11 protein-coding genes, 1 tRNA gene and 4 pseudogenes are annotated in these 19,697 nt (G+C 69.3%); 9 read left to right on the top strand and 7 right to left on the bottom strand.

All coding sequences use genetic code 11. The annotated features are described in order from the left end of the window. Positions 1-120 precede the first annotated feature (120 nt). Positions 121-979, bottom strand: a pseudogene (locus O159_RS13750) (IS5 family transposase). A gap of 779 nt (positions 980-1,758) precedes the next feature. On the opposite strand from O159_RS13750, the gene metG reads away from it, so the two are divergent. From metG to O159_RS03265, 4 genes are read left to right on the top strand one after another with little or no spacing between them, the layout of a single operon-like run. Further along, positions 1,759-3,348 (top strand): methionine--tRNA ligase, encoded by a 1,590-nt coding sequence (metG, locus tag O159_RS03280; RefSeq protein ID WP_021754334.1) that lies wholly within the window; start codon positions 1,759-1,761, stop codon positions 3,346-3,348. Further along, a complete protein-coding gene (locus O159_RS03275; RefSeq protein WP_021754333.1) occupies positions 3,345-4,310 on the top strand; it encodes a TatD family hydrolase in 966 nt (321 codons plus the stop codon). The genes metG and O159_RS03275 overlap by 4 nt, the downstream gene beginning before the upstream one ends. Beyond that, positions 4,307-5,149: a 16S rRNA (adenine(1518)-N(6)/adenine(1519)-N(6))-dimethyltransferase RsmA gene (gene rsmA, locus O159_RS03270; protein ID WP_021754332.1), complete on the top strand. Its 843-nt coding sequence runs from the start codon at positions 4,307-4,309 to the stop codon at positions 5,147-5,149. The genes O159_RS03275 and rsmA overlap by 4 nt, the downstream gene beginning before the upstream one ends. Before the next feature lie 59 nt (positions 5,150-5,208). After that, entirely contained in the window at positions 5,209-6,156 is a 948-nt protein-coding gene (locus O159_RS03265) for a 4-(cytidine 5'-diphospho)-2-C-methyl-D-erythritol kinase (protein ID WP_021754331.1), read from the top strand. A 174-nt stretch (positions 6,157-6,330) separates the two neighbouring features. Here the strand turns inward: O159_RS03265 and O159_RS15555 are convergent, their stop codons facing one another. From O159_RS15555 to O159_RS03245, 5 genes and pseudogenes are all read right to left on the bottom strand, one after another. Further along, positions 6,331-6,480 (bottom strand): response regulator transcription factor, encoded by a 150-nt coding sequence (locus O159_RS15555; protein ID WP_236609557.1) that lies wholly within the window; start codon positions 6,478-6,480, stop codon positions 6,331-6,333. Positions 6,481-8,647: 2,167 nt separating this feature from the next. Beyond that, a pseudogene (locus O159_RS15550) lies at positions 8,648-8,956 on the bottom strand (AAA family ATPase); the annotation flags it as partial. 165 nt (positions 8,957-9,121) lie between these two features. Further along, complete coding sequence (locus tag O159_RS03255) at positions 9,122-10,939, bottom strand: ABC-F family ATP-binding cassette domain-containing protein (RefSeq protein ID WP_021754329.1); 1,818 nt, start codon at positions 10,937-10,939, stop codon at positions 9,122-9,124. A gap of 84 nt (positions 10,940-11,023) precedes the next feature. Beyond that, a complete protein-coding gene (locus O159_RS03250) occupies positions 11,024-13,513 on the bottom strand; it encodes a glycosyltransferase (protein ID WP_021754328.1) in 2,490 nt (829 codons plus the stop codon). A 79-nt stretch (positions 13,514-13,592) separates the two neighbouring features. Next, complete coding sequence (locus O159_RS03245; protein ID WP_021754327.1) at positions 13,593-14,111, bottom strand: MarR family winged helix-turn-helix transcriptional regulator; 519 nt, start codon at positions 14,109-14,111, stop codon at positions 13,593-13,595. 65 nt (positions 14,112-14,176) lie between these two features. Here O159_RS03245 and O159_RS03240 point away from each other — a divergent pair. The 4 genes from O159_RS03240 to O159_RS03225 all read left to right on the top strand — a co-directional run bounded on the left by O159_RS03240 (position 14,177) and on the right by O159_RS03225 (position 17,867). Continuing rightward, positions 14,177-14,248 (top strand) — tRNA-Gln (locus O159_RS03240). Positions 14,249-14,292: 44 nt separating this feature from the next. Then, positions 14,293-15,753, top strand: a complete 1,461-nt coding sequence (gene glmU / locus O159_RS03235) for a bifunctional UDP-N-acetylglucosamine diphosphorylase/glucosamine-1-phosphate N-acetyltransferase GlmU (protein WP_021754326.1) — start codon at positions 14,293-14,295, stop codon at positions 15,751-15,753. After that, positions 15,754-16,731 (top strand): ribose-phosphate diphosphokinase, encoded by a 978-nt coding sequence (locus O159_RS03230; protein WP_021754325.1) that lies wholly within the window; start codon positions 15,754-15,756, stop codon positions 16,729-16,731. It begins immediately after the preceding gene. 272 nt (positions 16,732-17,003) lie between these two features. Beyond that, positions 17,004-17,867 carry an extracellular solute-binding protein gene (locus O159_RS03225; RefSeq protein WP_021754324.1) on the top strand — a complete coding sequence of 288 codons (864 nt, stop codon included), beginning with the start codon at positions 17,004-17,006 and terminating at the stop codon, positions 17,865-17,867. A 33-nt stretch (positions 17,868-17,900) separates the two neighbouring features. On the opposite strand, the pseudogene O159_RS16450 reads toward O159_RS03225, so the two are convergent. Further along, positions 17,901-18,618: pseudogene (locus tag O159_RS16450) on the bottom strand (IS5 family transposase); the annotation flags it as partial. Between the two features lie 44 nt (positions 18,619-18,662). On the opposite strand from O159_RS16450, the pseudogene O159_RS03220 reads away from it, so the two are divergent. Further along, a pseudogene (locus tag O159_RS03220) lies at positions 18,663-19,661 on the top strand (IS481 family transposase). Positions 19,662-19,697 lie beyond the last annotated feature (36 nt).

Below are 19,697 nucleotides of genomic sequence, written 5' to 3'. Positions count from 1 at the left end.
GCCAGCCTAGGTGTGTTGCCCAGGGACGTTGGTTGAGGTGTGACGCGATAGATGGGTGAGGACCTCCCGGTCGAGAGTGGGGCTGTCTAGTTCCCCGCACTCGATGACTTAGAGATGGTTTCAGTAGTCGTTTTTGGTGAGTTTGCGGGCGCTGGTGATCGCGATTGCTAGAGCGACGAGCGCCGTGATCGTTGAGGCGGTGCGGTCGTAGCGAGTGGCGAGTTTCCGGAAGGCGAGGATCCAGGCCATGGTGCGTTCGACTACCCAACAGTGTTTACCCAGTCACTGTTTGGAGTCGACTCCGATTCGTGCGATGCGTGCCTTGATCCCACGACAACGCAGGTAACAGCGGACGCGGCGGTTGTCGTAAGCCTTATCGGCGTGGAAGATAACCGGGCGGCGTCTGGGCCGACCGCGGCCGACGCCCTTGATCGCGGTGATGTTGTCTAACACAGGTTCCACGAGCATGGAGTCGTGTCGGTTGGCGCCGGAGATCTCCACATGCAGCGGGAGTCCGTTGCGGTCGGTCAGGACATGGTACTTGGTGCCCCGTTTCCCACGATCCGTGGGGTTAGGTCCAGTGAGATCGCCCCCCTTTTCGCCCGGACACTTACGGAGTCCAGGCAGGTTCTTGACCAGTCGATCATGCCAGCCTGGCCGAGTTCGTCGAGCATGATCTTCCGCAGTGCATCCCACGCGCCCGCTTCGGACCATTCACGCAGACGCCGCCAACAAGTGACCCCGGACCCATACCCCAACTCGGGCGGGAGCTTCTCCACGGGATCCCCGTCAGCAGCACGAACACGATCCCAGCGAACACCTTCCGGTCAGGAACCCGAGGCTGCCCAGCCCGCCCATTGACCACAGGCGGCCGAGGCGGAATCAACGGCTCCAGCCGCTCCCACAACATATCCGTAATGAACCGATCCTCAGCAAGCGTCGACACTCGACCAGCATCCCCGCTAACCAGCCACAACAACCACCGCCACGCCGACTACTGAAACCACCTCTAAGGGGTTACCTCTCGTGTCGATCGCGCTGCCGTATAGCAGCATGACGCAGGATAATATTGCGTGGATTATCACAATGGCCAGTCGGTTTTACAGGTTTTCGATGCGGCCGCAGCGGTGGCGATCGTCGGCAACCCCACTGCTAGCGAAGCCCCGGGCAGGCCCGCCGTGGTATGGCACCGTCACTCCTCACTCCCTCGTTCGGCACTCAGGCCCGCGCGCGTGGTCAGGCTTGACAGCTCCGCGTTCGAGGGCCCGCCCCAATGAGAGCCGTCGAGCGCACCGCGTAGCGCCAGACGCGGTTCCCCGCGTCCGAGTACAACGCGGTCGCCTTGACGCATCGGATGTGTGGCGCGGGGACCCGATCTGGTCCTCGACCCCGCCATATTTCTTCTACCTGAACCCGGCCAGAAGGAATTAACGTGAGGGTTTTCGTCGATGTCTGGGACTACAGTCAGATCTTCGCCGATGCGCACATCGCACAGTGCGAATGTGAAGATCCCGCCCACCACGTCCACCTCTCCCGGGGAAGGCTCATCGGAAACCCCCGGACCGGACGGCTCCGTGACCGTGTATAGGCAGAGCGTGCTGCAATCGGAGACAGACTGAAAGGGGAGCTTCTCCGCGCTCCTCTGACGATGCGCAGACGAGCATCGCGCATCCTGGGCGATCAGGACGGTCGCGGTCCTGGCGGCGAGGGAGCGATGGCCGGGGTAACAGGGGGCGGGGCGACCGTAGGATAGTCAGCATGTCCGACGGCTCTTCGTTCTTCATCACCACGCCGATTTTCTACGTGAATGATGTCCCGCACATCGGGCACGCCTACACCGAGGTCGCCGCCGACGTCTTGGCGCGCTGGCACCGTCAGGCTGGCGACGACACCTGGCTGCTGACGGGCACCGATGAGCACGGGCAGAAGATTCTGCGCACCGCGACCGCGAACGGGACCACGCCGAAGGAATGGGCCGACCGGCTGGTCAGGGACGAGTGGCTGCCGCTGCTGACGACCGTAGACATCGTGAACGACGATTTCATCCGCACCACGGACGAACGGCACGAGAAGAATGTGCAGAAGTTCTTGCAGAAGCTCTACGACGACGGCTTCATCTACGCCGGCGAGTACGAGGCGCTCTACTGCGTGGGCTGCGAGGAGTTCAAACCGCAGAGCGAAATCGTCGACGGCACGGGGGAGTACGCGGGGCAGAAGGTCTGCGCCATCCACTCGAAGCCGCTGGAACTGCTGCAGGAGAAGAACTACTTCTTTCGGATGAGCGACTTCGCCGACCGGCTGCTGGCGCTCTACGAGGAGCGGCCGGACTTCGTGCAGCCGGAGTCGGCCCGCAATGAGGTGGTCAGCTTCGTGCGGCAGGGACTGTCCGACCTGTCCATCTCGCGGTCGAGCTTCGATTGGGGTGTCAAGGTGCCGTGGGACGAGTCCCACGTCGTCTATGTGTGGTTCGACGCGCTGCTCAACTACATCACGGCGATCGGCTACGGGCAGGACGAGGAGGCGTTCGAACGGCGCTGGCCGGCGACGCACCTAGTCGGCAAGGACATCCTGCGCTTCCACGCCGTCATCTGGCCCGCCATGCTGATGGCGGCGGGCCTGGACATGCCGCACCGGGTGTTCGGCCACGGTTGGCTGCTGGTGGGCGGCGAGAAGATGTCCAAATCGAAGCTGACCGGCATCGCGCCGACCCAGATCACGGACACATTCGGGTCGGATGCGTTCCGCTACTACTTCTTGCGCGCCATCACCTTCGGCCAGGACGGCTTGTTCAGCTGGGAGGACCTGTCCGTCCGCTATCAGGCCGAGCTGGCGAACGGTTTCGGGAACCTCGCCTCGCGGGTCGTGGCGATGGTCACGCGCTATTTCGGCGGCGAGGTCCCGGCCGCCGGCGAGTATCGGGAGGCCGACCTCGAGGTTCAGCGCGTCGTCGCGCAGGCCACCGCTGACGCCGATGCCGCGATGGCGCGCCTCGCCGTCCACGATGGCATCGCCGCCGTCTGGACGATCGTCGACCAGCTCAACGGGTACATCACCGAGCAGGAGCCGTGGGCGCTCGCCAAGGACGAGGCGAAGCGCGAGCGGCTTCAGACCGTGCTCTACACCGCGGTGGAGGGCCTGCGCGCACTCGCCGTGCTGCTCTCGCCGGTCGTTCCGAAGGCGACGGCCAAACTGTGGACTGCGCTGGGCGTGGCGGGCGAGCTGGGCGGCCTGGACGCGCAGCGGCTCCGCAGCGCAGGCGACTGGGGGCAGGTCCCCGCCGGAACCGCGGTGAACGGTCTCGAGGCGCTGTTCCCCCGCATCGAGGCGGACGCGGTGTTGGGAGCATGACGGACCCGGCGTTCCTCCGGCAGCGGGGCCCGGCCGACGGCCGTGACCGCACCTACCCTCCGCTCCCGGAGGCGCTGCTCGTCCCCGTCTACGACAACCACACCCACCTGGAGATGTTCTCTGGCGGCACGGCCCCGACACCGCTCAGCGGCCCAGACGGGACGGAGCCTCTGGACTACCGCGAGCACCTCGACCGGGCATCGAGCGTCGGCGTCCGCGGGGTCGTGCAGGTCGGGACGGATGTGGAGACCTCGCGCTGGTCCGCCGAGACGGCCGCCGTCGAGCCTCGGATGCTCGCCGCTGTCGCCCTCCACCCCAACGACGCCCCTGACTACGCGGAGCGCGGTGAGCTGGACGACGCCCTCGCCGCGATCGCGGAGCTGGCGACCCGCCCGCGAGTGCGGGCGATCGGGGAGACGGGCCTCGACTTCTTCCGCACCGAGGCGGGCCCGCGCCGGGACGCGCAGCTCGCCGCGTTCGAGGCGCACATCGAGATCGCCAAGCAGAACGGCCTCGCCCTCCAGATCCACGACCGGGACGCCCACGCCGCTGTCGTTGCGACCCTGAAACGTGTCGGCGCGCCCGCTCGCACGGTCTTCCACTGCTTCTCGGGGGATGCCGAGCTCGCGAGCCTCTGCGCCGAGAATGGCTGGTACATGTCTTTCGCGGGCACGGTCACGTTCAAGAACGCGCCGAATCTCCGCGAGGCTCTGCGCGCGGCTCCGCGGGAGCTGATCATGGTGGAGACGGACGCTCCCTACCTCACGCCGGCGCCGTTCCGCGGCCGGCCGAACGCGCCCTACCTCATCCCGCACACCGTGCGCGCGATGGCGGAGACGATCGGCGCCGACATCGCCACGGTCGCGGCCCAGATCGCCTCGAACACCGAGCTCGTCTACGGCCGCTGGGACAGCGAGCCGGTCGCGCCGCCGCCCGCCGCGCCCATCGGGATCATCGCGTGAGCGAACTGCGACTGCTCGGACCCGCCGAGATCCGCGATCTGGCCGAGCTGACCGGTGTGACACCGACGAAGAAGCTCGGGCAGAACTTCGTCATCGACGCCAACACCGTCCGCCGCATCGTCCGTGTCGCCGGCGTCGAGGCGGGGGAGGCTGTGGTCGAGGTGGGGCCCGGCCTCGGCTCTCTCACGCTCGGCCTCCTGGAGGCCGGAGCGCGTGTCGTCGCCGTCGAGATCGACGGCCGCCTGGCCGAGCGGCTCCCGCTCACCGTCGCGCAGCTCGCGCCGGAGGCCGCGGGCCGGCTGACTGTCGTCCACAGCGACGCGCTCGCGGTGACGGAGCTGCCGGAGCGGCCCGGCCGACTCGTCGCGAATCTCCCGTACAATGTCTCGGTGCCCGTGCTGCTGCACCTGCTGGAGCACCTCCCGTCGCTGCGCTCCGGTGTCGTCATGGTTCAGGCGGAGGTGGGCCAGCGCATCGCGGCCGGGCCGGGCTCGAAGGTCTACGGCGCCCCGAGCGTGAAAGCCGCGTGGTACGGCCTCTGGCGCACCGCGGGCACGGTCAGCCGCCAGATCTTCTGGCCGGTCCCGAATGTGGACTCCATCCTGGTTGGTTTCGAGCGCCACGAGACCGAACCGGGCGACGACGAGCTGCGGCGGCGGACGTTCGCCCTGGTCGACGCCGCGTTCCAGCAGCGCAGGAAGACCCTCCGCCAGTCCCTCGCCTCCGTCTACGGCGACCCTGCCGCAGCGGGCGCGGCGCTGGCGGCGGCCGGGGTGGCTCCGGGACGGCGCGGCGAACAGCTCACCCTCGCCGACTTCGTGCGGCTCGCTGCGCGCTGAGGCTCCTCGCGAGCACGCGGACGTCCTCGCCACCCTGAGAAGCTGTGTAGGTTTGAGTCATGGTCGACGTGGGCGCCCGGTGGGATGTGGATGCGGTGCATGTTCGCGCACCCGGCAAGGTCAATGTCTTCATGCGCGTCGGCCCGCTCCGCCACGATGGCTACCACGATGTCGCGACCGCCTATCAGGCGCTCTCGCTCTACGAGGATGTGCGCGCGTACCCCGCCGATGACATCTCGGTGAGCTTCGCCGGTGGCAGCATCGACACGTCCGGACTGCCGACGGACGGCACGAATCTGGCGGTCAAGGCCGCGAAACTGCTCGCCAAGCGCACCGGGTTCACCGGTGGCGTGCGCCTGGAGATCGACAAGCACGTCCCGATCGCCGGGGGGATGGGCGGCGGTTCGGCGGACGCCGCGGCCACCCTCGTCGCCTGTGACGCGCTGTGGGGAACCGAGCTCGGACGGGAGGAGCTGCTCGCGCTGGCCGCGCGGCTCGGCGCGGATGTCCCGTTCGCGCTCGTGGGCGGCACCGCGATCGGCACCGGCCGCGGAGACCGGCTGAGTCCGGCGCTGGCGACCGGCCAGTTCCACTGGGTCCTCGCGCTCCCGGAGGGCCAGCTCAGCACACCGGCTGTCTACAGCGAACTCGATCGGCACCGCGAGCGGCACGCGAGTGAGATCCCGCCCGCGCAGCGCACACCCGGCGTGGACGCCGGGGTGCTGCAGGCGCTTCGCGCGGGGGATGCGGCGATGCTCGCCGAGGTGCTGTCGAACGACTTGCAGGCCCCGGCCATCCACCTGGCTCCGTCCATCGCCGAGGTGCTGGAACTCGGCGAGCTGAACGGCGCTCTCGCGGGGATCGTGTCGGGTTCCGGTCCCACCGTCGCCTTCCTCGCCGCGGATCTCGACAACGCGCTGGATGTGCAGATCGCGCTCAGCGCGGCCCGGGTGCGAGCGGTGCGGGCGACCGGCCCGGTTCACGGCGCCCGGGTCCTCTCGGACTGAGCTGGGGTCTCCTGCGGGGGCGTGAGCATCCCGAGGATGCCCGGACCTTCCGCACGTTCGGGGTGAGACGATTCGTCGGGTCGGAGTCGTTTCCGTGCGGTGGGTCCGGGCATCCCAGGTGTTAAGAAGGTAGCGGCCGATGCGGTTGTCCTCCACCTGAAGGACGGAAAACCGTCAACTTTTGACGGGCCTTCTCCGTAGCGCGTCGAGCGCGCGCAGTTCGCGGCGCGAGCGCAGGCCCAGTTTCGACAGGATGTTGCGGACGTGGAAGTTGACGGTCGTCACCGACACGTACAGCCGTTCCGCGATCTCCTTGTTTGTCATCCCCGCCGCCAGCGCGTGCGCCACCTGCCGTTCGCGGGTCGTCAGCGCGCTCAGCGGGTCGGCGGCGGCGTCCCCTTCCTCCGGCATCCGGTGCGGGCTCCCGATACCGTCGAGCAGCGTCGCGGTCTTCGTCAGATAGGTGGCCGCGCCCAGTTGCCGGAAGGTCGCGGCTGCCCGTTCCAGCAGCTCCGCCGCTCTCTCCGGCTCGGTCGCGGCCAGCAGCCGGCCCGCGTCCAGCGCCGCGATCGCCTGCGGGAACGGGAAGCGTCCTTCCGCCGCCGCTTCCCGGTAGGCGACCGCGGCGGCGGCGGTGTCGCCCTCGGCCTCCCGCACCGGCCCTCGAGCCAGCGCAGCGAGCCGTAGAAGGGCCGCCAGAGACCCAGCGCCGCGCAGCGCTGGTATGCCGCGCGGGCGTCCGCCGCCCGTCCGAGCGCCGCGAGCGCGTCCACGCGGTAGGTGAGCCAGCCAAGGGTGGAGGAGCGACTCGCCGCTGTCTCGGCGTCGGCTGTCGCCGCGAGCTGATCCTCCGGGCGGCCCAGCGCCCTCGCGAGCTCCGCGCGGGCCAGGAACGGCAGATCGCCGTCGTAGGAGCCTGTGATGCGCGGATCGGCCTTGGCAGCGGTGCGCAACCGCTCGGTGACGCCCTCCTTCTCGCCGCGGCCGGCGCGCACGAGCGTCGATGCCCACAGCGCGATCGGCCAGCAGGAGAGATCCGTCTCGTCCAGCGCGAGCGCGACGGCGGTGTCGGCCAGCGTGACCGACTCCTCCCACTCTCGGCGAGGAAAAGGATGTGCGCGGAGATCGTGCGCGCGAACCCGGCTGTCCAGCTGGACGGGAACCGCCGCACCAGCCCGGTGGCCCGCGCGAGGTCGGCCCGGGCGCGCTCGATGTCGCCGCCGAGCACGAAGACCCGCGAGCGGGCGACCGGGGCATCCACTGCCGCGGGCGACTCGTGCCCGGCCAGCAGCGCGTCCAGCTCCTCGGTGAGCGGCGGGAACAGCTCCGGCCGGCGTGCGTGGGCGGCCGAGTTGAGCGCCCAGCCGAGAAGCCGCACGAGGTGCTCCTCCGGCTCGGCCATCCAGCGCAGCGCCGGATCAGCGATCTCCTCGGGCCGCGGGCACTCCGCGATCTGCGCGCGGGCGGTGCCCAGGTGGTCGAGCACGCCGGGGAAGTCTCCCATCGCCATGAGCACCTTGGGCAGCGCCTCGGCGATGTGCGTCCGGATGGCCCGTTCGTCGGGGGTGATCGCCTCCGCCGCCGTGCGCCGCCGTGTGAGGTCGAGCGCGCCGGGCGCATCGTGGCAGAGCGTCCGCAGCTCCAGGATGCGCTCGTGCTCGCCGTCGGCGGCGAGATGGACGGCGGAGCGCGCGTAGCTCATGGCCTGCTCCGCCTGCCCCCGGTCGGCCGCTGCGAGCGCTTCGCTGAGCAGTTCGTCCACCAGCGCCGGGTCGCTCGCCTCCGCCGCCTCCACCCGGTGCCGGAGCGCCCGGTGCCCGGTCAGCACCTCCGCTGCGACCCGGTGGATGTCGCCCCGTCGTTCCAGGCTCAGCCCGCTCGCCACGGCATCGGCCAGCAGGGCGTGCGCCGGCTCGACCCACACCACTCCGTCGCGCTCCCGCCCGAGCACGAGCCCGCGGGAGACGGCGCCGGGGACGTCCAGTGCCATCCCGAGCCGCGCGGCGATGCTGCCCGCCACCGGCAGCGGCAGCGGGTCGCGCAGAACGGCGATCAGCTCGGAGGCGGACCGCGCCGACGGGGTCGCGCCGTCCAGCGCGGCCGAGACGGCCGAGGCGAGCGGGGCGAGCGCGGTCTCCGGCAGGTCCCAGCCGGCCGGGTGCAGCGCCTGCGCGAAGGTCTCGCGCACCTGCCCGAGCAGCACCGTCAGCAGCAGCGGCGAGCCCTGCGTCGCCTCGGTCAGCCGGGCCGCGGTGCGCCGCGAGATCGCGTGACCCAGGAGATGCTCGCCGAGCGCCTGGGTGTCGGAGACGGTGAGCGCGCTCAGGTCGATCCGCGCGTGGTTCGCGGCCGCGGCGGCGAAGCCGTCGAACAGCGCGGCCGCACCGTTCGGCTGCGGCCGCGTCGCCGCCGTGAACAAGAAGCCCCGGTCCATCATCCGCCGCACGGCGAAGCGGAGCGCGCGGGCGTAGGGCTCGTCCACCCACTGCGCGTCGTCCACGATCAGGCACACGGGCCGCTCGAGCGCGTCCATCGCGTCCAGCAGCGTCCGGCCCACGCCGAGCGCGTCGTCGCTCGCAGCGGGCGTCCTTCCGACGGGTACGCCCAGGGCGGACAGCCTGCGCAGCAGCGTCATCACCGTCGCATACGGCAGATCGGACTCGAACGAGTCGGCCTGCACCCACAGCACTGTCCAGCCGTCGAGCCGCTCCGCTGCCTCCGCCAGCAGCGATGTCTTGCCGAGCCCGACCTCCCCGGTGACGAGCACGGTCCCGCCCTGATCGAGCGCCCGGTGCGCCATGAGCAGCAACGAGTCTCGCGCCCCGTCGCGTCCGAACAGCGCTCCCCCCGTCCGCCACACTACGCTCCTGTCCGCCCGCGCTGGCCGGGAGGGAAGAAGCGAGCGGGCCGCCTCGGAGAATACTCGCATATGCGCGGGCGGCAGCGGTTCGCTCCGTCTGGGGGGCTATACCTGCTCCGACAGCTCCAGCCACCGCTCCTCGAGCTGTTCCGCCTCCCGTTCCAGCTCGCCGATCGCCGTCATCTCCTCGCCCAGCCCCACGTAGTCCGACGGGTCGTGTTCGGCCAGCGCTGTGCGTTTCGCGTCGATCCGGCCGGTGAGCTTCGCGAGGCGGCGTTCGATCGCGGCGAGCTCCTTCTGAGCCGCCCGCAGCTCGCCGCCGCTGAGCGCGGGGGCGGCTGTCGCGGCGGCGGCTGCGGGGCCCGAGCCCCTGGCGGGCTCGGACGCTCGCGCGGCGTCCCGGCGCCGCTGGTCCTTCCGCAGCCGCAGGTACTCGTCCACCCCGCCCGGCAGGTGCCGCAGCCGCCGGTCCAGGATCGCGAACTGCTGGTCTGTCACGCGCTCCAGGAAGTACCGGTCGTGCGAGACCACGATCAGCGTCCCCGCCCAGGAGTCGAGCAGATCCTCCATCGCGGCGAGCATGTCGGTGTCGAGGTCGTTGGTGGGCTCGTCCAGGATGAGGACGTTCGGCTGGTCGAGCAGGATCAGCAGGAGCTGGAGGCGGCGCTGCTGTCCGCCGGAGAGGTCCTTCACCGGGGTGGAGAGCTGCGCGGAGGCGAAGCCCATCCGCTCCAGCAGCTGGCCCGGGGTGAGCTCCTGGGCCTTCGAGCCGCTGCCGAGGGTGTAGCTGGTGCGCAGACCCGAGACGACCACGCGCACCGGGTCGTCGCGGTGCTGGTCGAGTTCGTCCATCCGCTGCGTGAGGGTTGCGACACGGACCGTCTTGCCCCGCTTCACGCGACCGGAGGTGGGCTCGACCGTCCCCGCCACGAGGCCCAGCAGCGTCGACTTGCCGGCCCCGTTGACGCCCAGGATGCCGGTGCGCTCGCCCGGGGCGATCCGCCACTCCACCCCGTGCAGGATCTCGCGGTCGCCGTAGCCGGCCGAGGCCTCCAGGATGTCGACCACGTCTTTGCCGAGCCGGGAGACGGCGAGCGACTGGAGCGAGACCCGGTCGCGGAGCTCGGGGACGTCCGCGATGAGCGCGTTGGCCGCGTCGATGCGGAACTTCGGCTTAGATGTGCGGGCGGGAGCGCCGCGGCGCAGCCACGCCAGCTCCTTCCGCGCGATGTTCTGCCTCCGGGCCTCGATCGCCGCAGCCTGGCGGTCGCGCTCGACGCGCTGCAGAATGTAGGCGGCGTAGCCGCCCTCGAACGGCTCCACGATCCGGTCGTGTACCTCCCACCTCGCCGTACACACCTCGTCCAGGAACCACCGGTCGTGCGTCACGACCAGCAGCCCGCCCGCGGTGGCTGTCCAGCGCCGCTTCAGGTGCTCGGCCAGCCAGGCGATCGCCTCGACGTCGAGGTGGTTGGTGGGCTCGTCCAGGGCCAGCACATCCCAGTCACCCGTCAGCAGCCGGGCCAGGGCGACCCGGCGGCGCTGACCGCCGGAGAGGCTGCCCAGCCGCGCCTCCCACGGCAGGTCGCCGAGCAGGCCGGCGATCACTTCCCGCACCCGGGCGTCGCCTGCCCACTCGTGCTCGGGCGCGTCGCCGACCACGGCGTGCCCGATCGTCTCGTCGTCCGCGAGCGCATCCGCCTGGTCGAGCACGCCGATCCGGACACCGCCGCGCACCGTCACCCGGCCGGAGTCTGGCGGGATGCGGCCCGACAGCATCCCGAGAAGGCTCGACTTTCCATCGCCGTTGCGGCCGACGATGCCGATACGGTCGCCCTCGTCGACCCCGAGCGAAACCGAGTCGAAGACAACGCGGGTGGGAAACTCAAGATGCAGGGACTCCGCCCCCAGAAGATGCGCCATATCCTTCCACCATAACGACTATCGCTTCCTCAGTTCTTCCCGCCGACACGCCGCAGCGGGCCGGAAGAACTGAGGAAGCGATGGCTAGGCGCCGATGGCGGTGTAGAACTGGGCGACGGCCTTGCGGTTGTAGGCGGCGCCGTCGAAGTGGTTGGCGGGGACATCGCCGGCGAGATAGGCCCGGAGACCGGCGGCGACGCCCGCGTCCGTCTGCGGCACCACGAGTCCGCTCCCGGCCGGCAGCGCGTTCTTCGCGGAGGCGAACTCCACCGTCACGATCGGCAGGTCGAGCACGAGCGCTTCCAGGATCACCATCGGCTGGCCCTCGTAGTCGCTCGACAGCACGAAGCAGTCGGCCCTCGCCATGATCGCGTGCGGGTTGGGCTGCATCCCGGTCAGGAACACGGACCCGGCGAGCCCGCGCTCCACGATGAGCGCCTCCAGCTCGCCCGTGAGCGGGCCCGAGCCCACGATCAGCAGCCGTGTCTTCGGGTCCTCCGCGTACACGTCCGCGAACGCCCGAATGAGGCGGGCCTGGTTCTTCTCCGGCGAGAGCCGTCCGACGTTGACGAAGGTCTTCACGCCGTCGTCCGCGAGCAGAGCCTCCGCCCAGTCCGGGAGGACGCCGGTCTCCTCGTCCACGGCGAACTCGCGGAGGTCGGCGGCCGCGCTCTCCAGGATGTGATCGGCATCCACCGTGTTCAGCGCCGAAACGAACTTCTCCGGTGCGGCGTAGTCCGCCAGCGAGGCGCGGTTGATGTCCGAGAGGGTGGGCGAGACCGAGACCAGGTGGTCGTACTGGCTGTACAGCGAGAACAGCTCGGTGAGGCTGTGCAGCATCCGCTTCTCGCCGTTTACCTCGCGGTGCGCGTCGGCGGCGAGGTCGTTGTGCAGCCAGATCGCGCGGTGCGCGTCGGGGGAGTGCAGGAGCAGGATGGCCCAGAACGGCCCGTAGCCGGAGAAATCGACCACGTAGCCGAAGCGGCTGTCTCCGAAGCAGCGGTACCACTCGTCGTCCCACAGCTGGTTCTGCGCGATGTCCTCCGCGTGCCGCGCCGTGCGCCCGCGGCGGAAGTCGAGGTGTCGGGCGAGATGCAGCAGCTTCGCGCCGTTCATGCCGCCGACGCGCGGGAACTGGCGGACGGCCGGATGGATCTGCTGCTGCTTCCCGATGGCCGCCCGGTTGCGGCTCTGCGCGAAGAACGCGGAGACGTCGTAGCGGTCGTGGTCGATGGTGTTGAGCAGATTCAGCGCCGAGGTCGTGATGCCGTTCGGCCGCATCCCGCCCAGGTAGAGGAGGATCTTCTCGCGGCCGTCCTGGTCGAGGTCGGTGCGCAGCCGCAGCCCCTCCCGGTTGCCGCGGAAGACGAGGTCGACCACCCGCTTCGAGGCCGAGCCGTCCTCGTGGGGGGTGAACCGCCGCTGCATGGCGAGGTACCGCTCGCGCGCCTCGGCCGGGACGGCATCCCCGTCGGTCGCGATCGCCGCGATCGCGTCGCCCAGTTCGCGAGCGGACTCGAACACTGGGCCCGGCCACTCCTCCGGCTCGAAGTAGAGTCCGCGCGTGCCCGCGTAGTCGGCGAGATCGGGCGTGAAGAACAGGATGGGCCTGCCCGTCTGCAGGAAGTCGAAGAAGATCGACGAGTAGTCGGAGATCAGGATGTCGGACGCGCCGAGGACCAGATTGGTCGGGATCTCGTTCGGCACCAGCATCCGCTGCAGCTCGGGACGGCCAGCGGCCAGCCTGTGGACGGTCTGGTGGGTCTTCAGCAGCACCGCGTAGCGGCTGGTGTCGATGCGCTCCTCGACCTGGGCGATATGCGCCATCAGCTCGTCCAGGTCGTCCTCCGGGCGTCCGAAGCTCGTGCCCTTCCACGTCGGCGCGTACAGCACGATCTTGCGATCCCCGAGCGGGATGCCGCTCGCCGTCAGACGCCGGTGCACCTCCTCGCGGGCGGCCCCGTCCAGGAACTGCCGGTCGATGCGGGGGTAGCCCTCCTCGACCAGCGTCCCCCGGTAGATCCCGGTCAGCTTATAGGCCCTCTCGTACATCTGCTCGGCCATGAACGCGTTCGCGGCGAGGAGGTAGTCGGCCTGGACGAAGTTCCGGACGATGTTGGCCGTGGCGAGGGCGCCATTCTCGATGTCGTAGCCCATTCGTTTCAGCGGCGTCCCGTGCCAGGTGTTCAGGTAGACCTGGCCGGGACGCTTGGAGAAGTCCGGCGGGAACGTCGCGTTGTTGATGAGGTACTGGCTCGTCGCGAGCGCGCGGTAGTACGCCGCCGACCCGGAGCGCACGAAGCTGACCCGCGGGTCGCCGGCGAACTCCGCGACGGTGGCGCTGTACTGCTTCGGATCGGAGAGGGCCCAGATGTGCGTCAGGTGCCTCAGGTCCGGCGCGGCCAGCAGCTCGCGGAACAGCGCCTCCGGGTTGTCCAGCATCCCGTTGCCGGAGAAGGATTCGTAGAGCACGGAGCCGAGGGCGATGGGCTGCCGCCGCCAGTGCGCGTGGATCTCAAAGCGTGCGGCGCGCCTGAGCCGGGAGGGCAGGCGTTTCAGGCGGGAGAATTTCATCGGGAGCCGAGTCTATGAGCGTGGGATAACAGTCTCCTGGGAGCCGGAGGAAGCGAGGCCGAGGGGACAGGGGTGCGGTTCACGCCTCCGTGTTGAATCCCAGGCTCAGCTTCCGCAGCAGCCCCGCCAACCGCTCTTGCTCCCCCCCCGACAGCCCTTTCAGCAGCTCGGCCTCCGCACCCACCAGCCGGGCGATCGCCGCGTCCACCCGCGCCAGTCCTTGCGCCGTCATCTGCGCCAGGATGCCGCGCCCGTCGTTCGGGTCGGTGCGGCGCTCGACCAGCCCGCGCTCGGCCAGCCGGTCGATGCGGTTGGTCATGGTGCCGCTGGAGACCAGCGTCTCCCGCAGCAGCGCCTTCGGGCTCAACTGGTAGGGCGAGCCGGCGCGGCGGAGGGCGGAGAGCACGTCGAACTCCCAGGAGTCGAGGTCCGAGCGCTCGAACGCGCTCCGGCGGGCCCGGTCGAGATGCCGGGAGAGGCGGGCGACGCGGCTGAGGACTTGCAGCGGGGAGAAATCGAGGTCGCTGCGCTCGCGCAGCCAGGCGTCGACAATGCGATCGACGTCATCGCGCGGGATTCCGTCTCGTGTCTCCGCCATCCCTCTATGCTATTCGGCGTCGCCGGGGATGCCGGTCTGGCAGACTGTGTGTGCGCGTCGCGCGTTCCGCCTTGGTGTAATGGCAGCACGACAGCCTTTGGAGCTGTAAGGTCCAGGTTCGAGTCCTGGAGGCGGAGCCCACCGTCCGACCCGTCTGTCCGACCGAATGCCACGGAGAACCATGACCGACCAGAATCTCGCCATCGTCGTGCTCGCGGCGGGGCAGGGGACGCGGATGAAGTCCGCCACGCCCAAGCTGCTGCACCTGCTGGGAGGCATCCCCGTCATCGCCCATGTGCTGGAGACCGCCCGGGCGCTGGAGGCCGCCCAGGTCGTGGCGGTCGTGCGGCACGAGCGCGACCGTCTGGCCGAGGTGATCGGCGTGGAGCTGCCCGAGGCGATCATCGTCGACCAGGATGAGACCCCCGGCACCGGGCGCGCGGTCGAGCAGGCCGTCGCGGCGCTGCCGGCGGACTTCTCCGGCGATGTGCTGGTGGTGAACGGCGATGTCCCGTTGCTGGACGCAGGAACGCTGCGCAAGCTGATCGCGGCGCACCGGGCGGGCGGCTCGGCCGCGACCATCCTGTCCGCGTTCCCGGCGGTCGCCGCCGGCTACGGCCGCATCGTGCGCACCTCCACCGGGCGCCTCGACCGGATCGTGGAGCACAAGGACGCGACCGAGGCCGAGCGCGCGATCGGCGAGATCAACGCGGGCATCTACGTGTTCGGCGCCGCGGCGCTGCGTGACAAGCTCGCGGCGATCACCACCGACAACGCGCAGGGCGAGAAGTACATCACCGATGTGATCGGGCTGCTGCGCGAGTCCGGCTTCGATGTGGATGCGCTGCCCGTCTCCGACTCGTGGCTGGTCGATGGCATCAACGACCGCGCGCAGCTCAGCGAGGCGGCGGCGAAGCTCAACGCCCTGACTGTGCGCGCCTGGCAGCTCGCCGGGGTGACCGTGCAGGACCCGGCGACCACGTGGATCGACGTGAGGGTGAAGCTGGCCCCGGACGTGACCCTCCTGCCCGGCACGCAGCTGCGCGGGGCGACCGCCGTCGAGACGGGGGCGACGATCGGCCCCGACACCACTCTGCTCGACACCGAGGTAGGCGCGGGCGCGACCGTGAAGCGCACCGACGCCACCCTCGCCGTGATCGGCGCTGCCGCGACGGTCGGACCGTTCGCGTACCTGCGCCCGGGGACCGTGCTCGGCGCGAACGGGAAGATCGGGACGTTCGTGGAGACCAAGAACGCCGTCATCGGCGCGGGCACCAAGCTCGCTCATTTCAACTACGTCGGCGACGCCGAGGTCGGGGAGAAGTCCAACCTCGGCGCGGGCGTCATCACGGCGAACTACGATGGCGTGAACAAGCACCGCACCGAGATCGGGTCGCACGTCCGGGCCGCCACGAACACGGTTTTCGTCGCGCCCGTTAGGATGGGCGACGGAGCGTACACCGGGGCCGGGACGGTGGTCCGCAAGGATGTGCCGGCGGGTTCTCTCGCCATCACTGTCGCGCCGCAACGGAACATCGAAGGCTGGGTCGCTCAGAAGCGGCCGGGCACGGACGCCGCCAGGGCCGCCCACCGGACCGGGGCCGCTGAGGCCAGCAATGCTGCGGAAGAGAGCGTAGAGTAAGTGTCAGGGATCACTGCCACCGGCCAGAAACGACTCGTTCTGATCTCGGGGCGCGCCCATCCCGAACTCGCGCAGCAGATCGCCGCCTGCCTTGGCAGCGAGCTGGTCCCGACGGACGCCCGCACCTTCGCCAACGGCGAGATCTACGCGCGGTTCGACGAGAGCGTCCGCGGCTCCGACGCCTTCGTCATCCAGTCGCACACCTCCCCGATCAACGAGTGGCTCATGGAGCAGCTGATCATGGTGGACGCGCTCAAGCGCGCCTCGGCCAAGCGGATCACCGTGGTCGCCCCGTTCTATCCCTACGCCCGCCAGGACAAGAAGGGCCGCGGTCGCGAGCCGATCTCGGCCCGCCTGGTCGCCGACCTGTTCAAGGCGGCGGGCGCCGACCGCATCATGTCGGTCGACCTCCACGCCGCCCAGATCCAGGGCTTCTTCGACGGCCCCGTCGACCACCTCTTCGCCATGCCGGTGCTGCTCGAGCACATGCGCCGCGAGCTCGACCCGTCCACGCTGACCGTCGTCTCGCCCGACATGGGCCGTGTGCGCGTGGCCGACATCTGGAGCGACAAGCTGGGCGCCCCGCTCGCGATCATCCACAAGCGCCGCGATCCGCTGGTCCCGAACCAGGTCTCCGTGCATGAGATCGTCGGCGATGTACACGGCCGCGTCTGCCTGCTCGTGGACGACCTCATCGACACCGGCCGCACGATCGTCAAGGCGGCCGAGGCGCTCAAGGCCAGCGGCGCCACCGGCGTCGTCGTCGCCGCGACGCACGCTGTCTTCAGCGATCCGGCCGTCGAACTCCTCCAGTCGGAGTTCATCGACTCGGTCGTGGTCACCGACACACTGCCCCTTCCCGGGCACAAGCGCTGGGACAAGCTGACGGTCCTCCCGATCGCCCCCCTCCTCGCCGATGCGATCGAGCAGGTCTTCACCGACGGCTCGGTGACCTCGATGTTCGACGGCGCCGCGTAGCCGCCTCCGCTGCTGGCCCCCTACCCCGCCCTGTCCCTGCTGGCCCCGTGCTGGCCGCCGTCTCGTCCCTGCTGGCCCCCTGCTCTGGCCCGTCCCTTGTCGGAAACGGAGGACTTCTGGGCGGAAAGCGCTGGAAATTCCTCCGTTTGCCGCCTTTGGTCGGGTTCGATGAGGGAATCTCCTCCCTTTCCGGCTTTCCGGTGAGACCGCAATGCGTGCAATGAGAAATGCCTACGTTGAGATGGTCTGTTCCGGAGGCTAGCGTCGATGTCATGAGAATCCGTCGTCGTCTTTCCGTCCTTTCGGCGGTCGCAGCGGTCGTTCTCCTCGCGGGGTGTGCGACCGGTCCGACCTCCGGCGAGAGCCGCGGCTCGATCACTGTCTGGCTGATGAAGAGCACCCAGCCGCCGATGGAGGGCTTCTATGCCGATCTGGCGCGTGCGTTCGAGCGCAAGACCGGCGGCGCGACCGTGACGATCCAGGAGGTCGCCTGGGCGGATGCCAAGAACCGCTTCCAGACGGCCATCGCCGGTGGGACCACGCCGGATGTCGCCGAGATCGGCAACACCTGGACACCCGAGTACGCCGACGCCGGCGTGCTGGTGCCGCTCACCGACCGGGTGCGGAAGGCCGGGATGGAGAAAGACATGGTCGCCGGCCTCCGTGAGTCTGGCGAGCTCGACGGCGAGCTGTACGGGATGCCGTTCTACACGGCGATCCGCGCTTTGATGTACCGCACCGACATCCTGCAGGGGCTCGGCCTCTCGGCGCCGACCAGCTGGGATGAGCTGGTGACCATAGCCGCGGCCGTCACGGCGGCGCATCCCGGGCTGATCGCGTTCCCGGTGCCTGGGGACGCGGAGTTCTCCGCTTACCCGTGGGTGTGGGGCGCGGGCGGCGAGATCGCGACGCAGGCGGCGGACGGAACCTGGACGAGCCGGCTCGACTCTGCCGAGTCCCGCGAGGGGTTGCGGTTCTACACCGACCTGGCGCTGGCGCACGGCTTCTCTACCGCGGGCGCGGCCACCTGGAAGGAGACGGATGTGCTCGACCACTTCGCCCAGGGCGAGGCGGCCATGGCCATCCAGGGTTCGTGGACCATCGGCAGCGTGACCTCTAAGAGATGGTTTCAGTAGTCGTTTTTGGTGAGTTTGCGGGCGCTGGTGATCGCGATTGCTAGAGCGACGAGCGCCGTGATCGTTGAGGCGGTGCGTTCGTGCGATGCGTGCCTTGATCCCACGACAACGCAGGTAACAGCGGACGCGGCGGTTGTCGTAAGCCTTATCGGCGTGGAAGATAACCGGGCGGCGTCTGGGCCGACCGCGGCCGACGCCCTTGATCGCGGTGATGTTGTCTAACACAGGTTCCACGAGCATGGAGTCGTGTCGGTTGGCGCCGGAGATCTCCACATGCAGCGGGAGTCCGTTGCGGTCGGTCAGGACATGGTACTTGGTGCCCCGTTTCCCACGATCCGTGGGGTTAGGTCCAGTGAGATCGCCCCCCTTTTCGCCCGGACACTTACGGAGTCCAGGCAGGTTCTTGACCAGTCGATCATGCCAGCCTGGCCGAGTTCGTCGAGCATGATCTTCCGCAGTGCATCCCACGCGCCCGCTTCGGACCATTCACGCAGACGCCGCCAACAAGTGACCCCGGACCCATACCCCAACTCGGGCGGGAGCTTCTCCACGGGATCCCCGTCAGCAGCACGAACACGATCCCAGCGAACACCTTCCGGTCAGGAACCCGAGGCTGCCCAGCCCGCCCATTGACCACAGGCGGCCGAGGCGGAATCAACGGCTCCAGCCGCTCCCACAACATATCCGTAATGAACCGATCCTCAGCAAGCGTCGACACTCGACCAGCATCCCCGCTAACCAGCCACAACAACCACCGCCACGCCGACTACTGAAACCACCTCTTAGGAGGTCCTCGTGACCCACGCTAATGCTGCTTTGACTCCTCGCGAATGCCTCCGCCTGGCCCGCCAAGTCGTCGACGACGGCTGGTCCGTTGCTGCGGCGGCGACCTACTTCCGAGTGTCCTGACGCACCGCGGACCGATGGGCTCGTCGTTACGTGGAGATGGGCGAGGCGGGAATGCTGGACCGTTCGTCACGGCCGCATCACAGCCCGAACAAGACCCCGCGAAGACTGGTCCGCAAGGTCGTGCATCTGCGGTGGAAGAAGCGGCTGGGACCAGTCGGTATCGGCGCCCAGCTCGGCATGCCCGCCTCGACCGTTCACACGGTCCTCTCCCGGTGCCGGATCAATCGGCCCAGCCACGTCGACGTCCGCACCGGCGAACCCGCCCGCCGCTACGAGCACGAGCATCCCGGATCGATGATCCACGTCGACATCAAGAAACTCGGCAACATCCCCGACGGTGGCGGCTGGCGCTACGTCGGACGTCTCCAGGGAGAGCGGAACAAGGCCATCACCGCGAAGCGGACCGGGAAACACGGGATCACCGGCGACATGATCACCGGCACAGCGTTCGTTCATACCGTCATCGACGATCACTCCCGTGTCGCTTACGCCGAGATCCACGACGACGAAACCGCCGCCACTGCAATCGCTGTTCTGCGTCGAGCGGTCGGCTGGTTCGCCAGCCGTGGCGTCACCGTCGAACAGGTGCTCTCCGACAACGGCTCCGCATACCGCTCATACGCCTGGCGCGACGCTTGCGCCGAGCTCAGCATCCAACCGAAACGCACCCGGCCCTACCATCCGCAGACGAACGGCAAGATCGAACGCTTCCACCGCACCCTCGCCGACGGCTGGGCATACGCCCGGCACTACAACTCCGAATCAGCCCGCCGCAACGCACTCCCGGCCTGGCTGCACTCCTACAATCACCACAGGCCCCACACCGCCATCGGCAGCCAGCCACCCATCAGCAGATTGACCAACGTCCCTGAGAAACACACCTAGGCTGTACCCACTCAGTCCGGCGCCGACGCCGGCTCC

The organism is Leifsonia xyli subsp. cynodontis DSM 46306 (assembly GCF_000470775.1).
GTDB lineage: Bacteria > Actinomycetota > Actinomycetes > Actinomycetales > Microbacteriaceae > Leifsonia > Leifsonia cynodontis.
The sequence above is the reverse complement of the archived record's forward strand: the minus strand, read 5'-3'. Positions and strand labels throughout refer to the sequence as shown.

Coding starts and splice junctions, on each gene's coding strand:
- O159_RS15555 (WP_236609557.1), bottom strand. CDS start 6,480: ATGACAAACAAGGAGATCGCGGAACGGCTGTACGTGTCGGTGACGACC.
- O159_RS03245 (WP_021754327.1), bottom strand. CDS start 14,111: ATGGCGGAGACACGAGACGGAATCCCGCGCGATGACGTCGATCGCATT.
- O159_RS03265 (WP_021754331.1), top strand. CDS start 5,209: ATGGTCGACGTGGGCGCCCGGTGGGATGTGGATGCGGTGCATGTTCGC.
- O159_RS03225 (WP_021754324.1), top strand. CDS start 17,004: ATGAGAATCCGTCGTCGTCTTTCCGTCCTTTCGGCGGTCGCAGCGGTC.
- glmU (WP_021754326.1), top strand. CDS start 14,293: ATGACCGACCAGAATCTCGCCATCGTCGTGCTCGCGGCGGGGCAGGGG.
- O159_RS03275 (WP_021754333.1), top strand. CDS start 3,345: ATGACGGACCCGGCGTTCCTCCGGCAGCGGGGCCCGGCCGACGGCCGT.
- metG (WP_021754334.1), top strand. CDS start 1,759: ATGTCCGACGGCTCTTCGTTCTTCATCACCACGCCGATTTTCTACGTG.
- O159_RS03250 (WP_021754328.1), bottom strand. CDS start 13,513: ATGAAATTCTCCCGCCTGAAACGCCTGCCCTCCCGGCTCAGGCGCGCC.
- O159_RS03255 (WP_021754329.1), bottom strand. CDS start 10,939: ATGGCGCATCTTCTGGGGGCGGAGTCCCTGCATCTTGAGTTTCCCACC.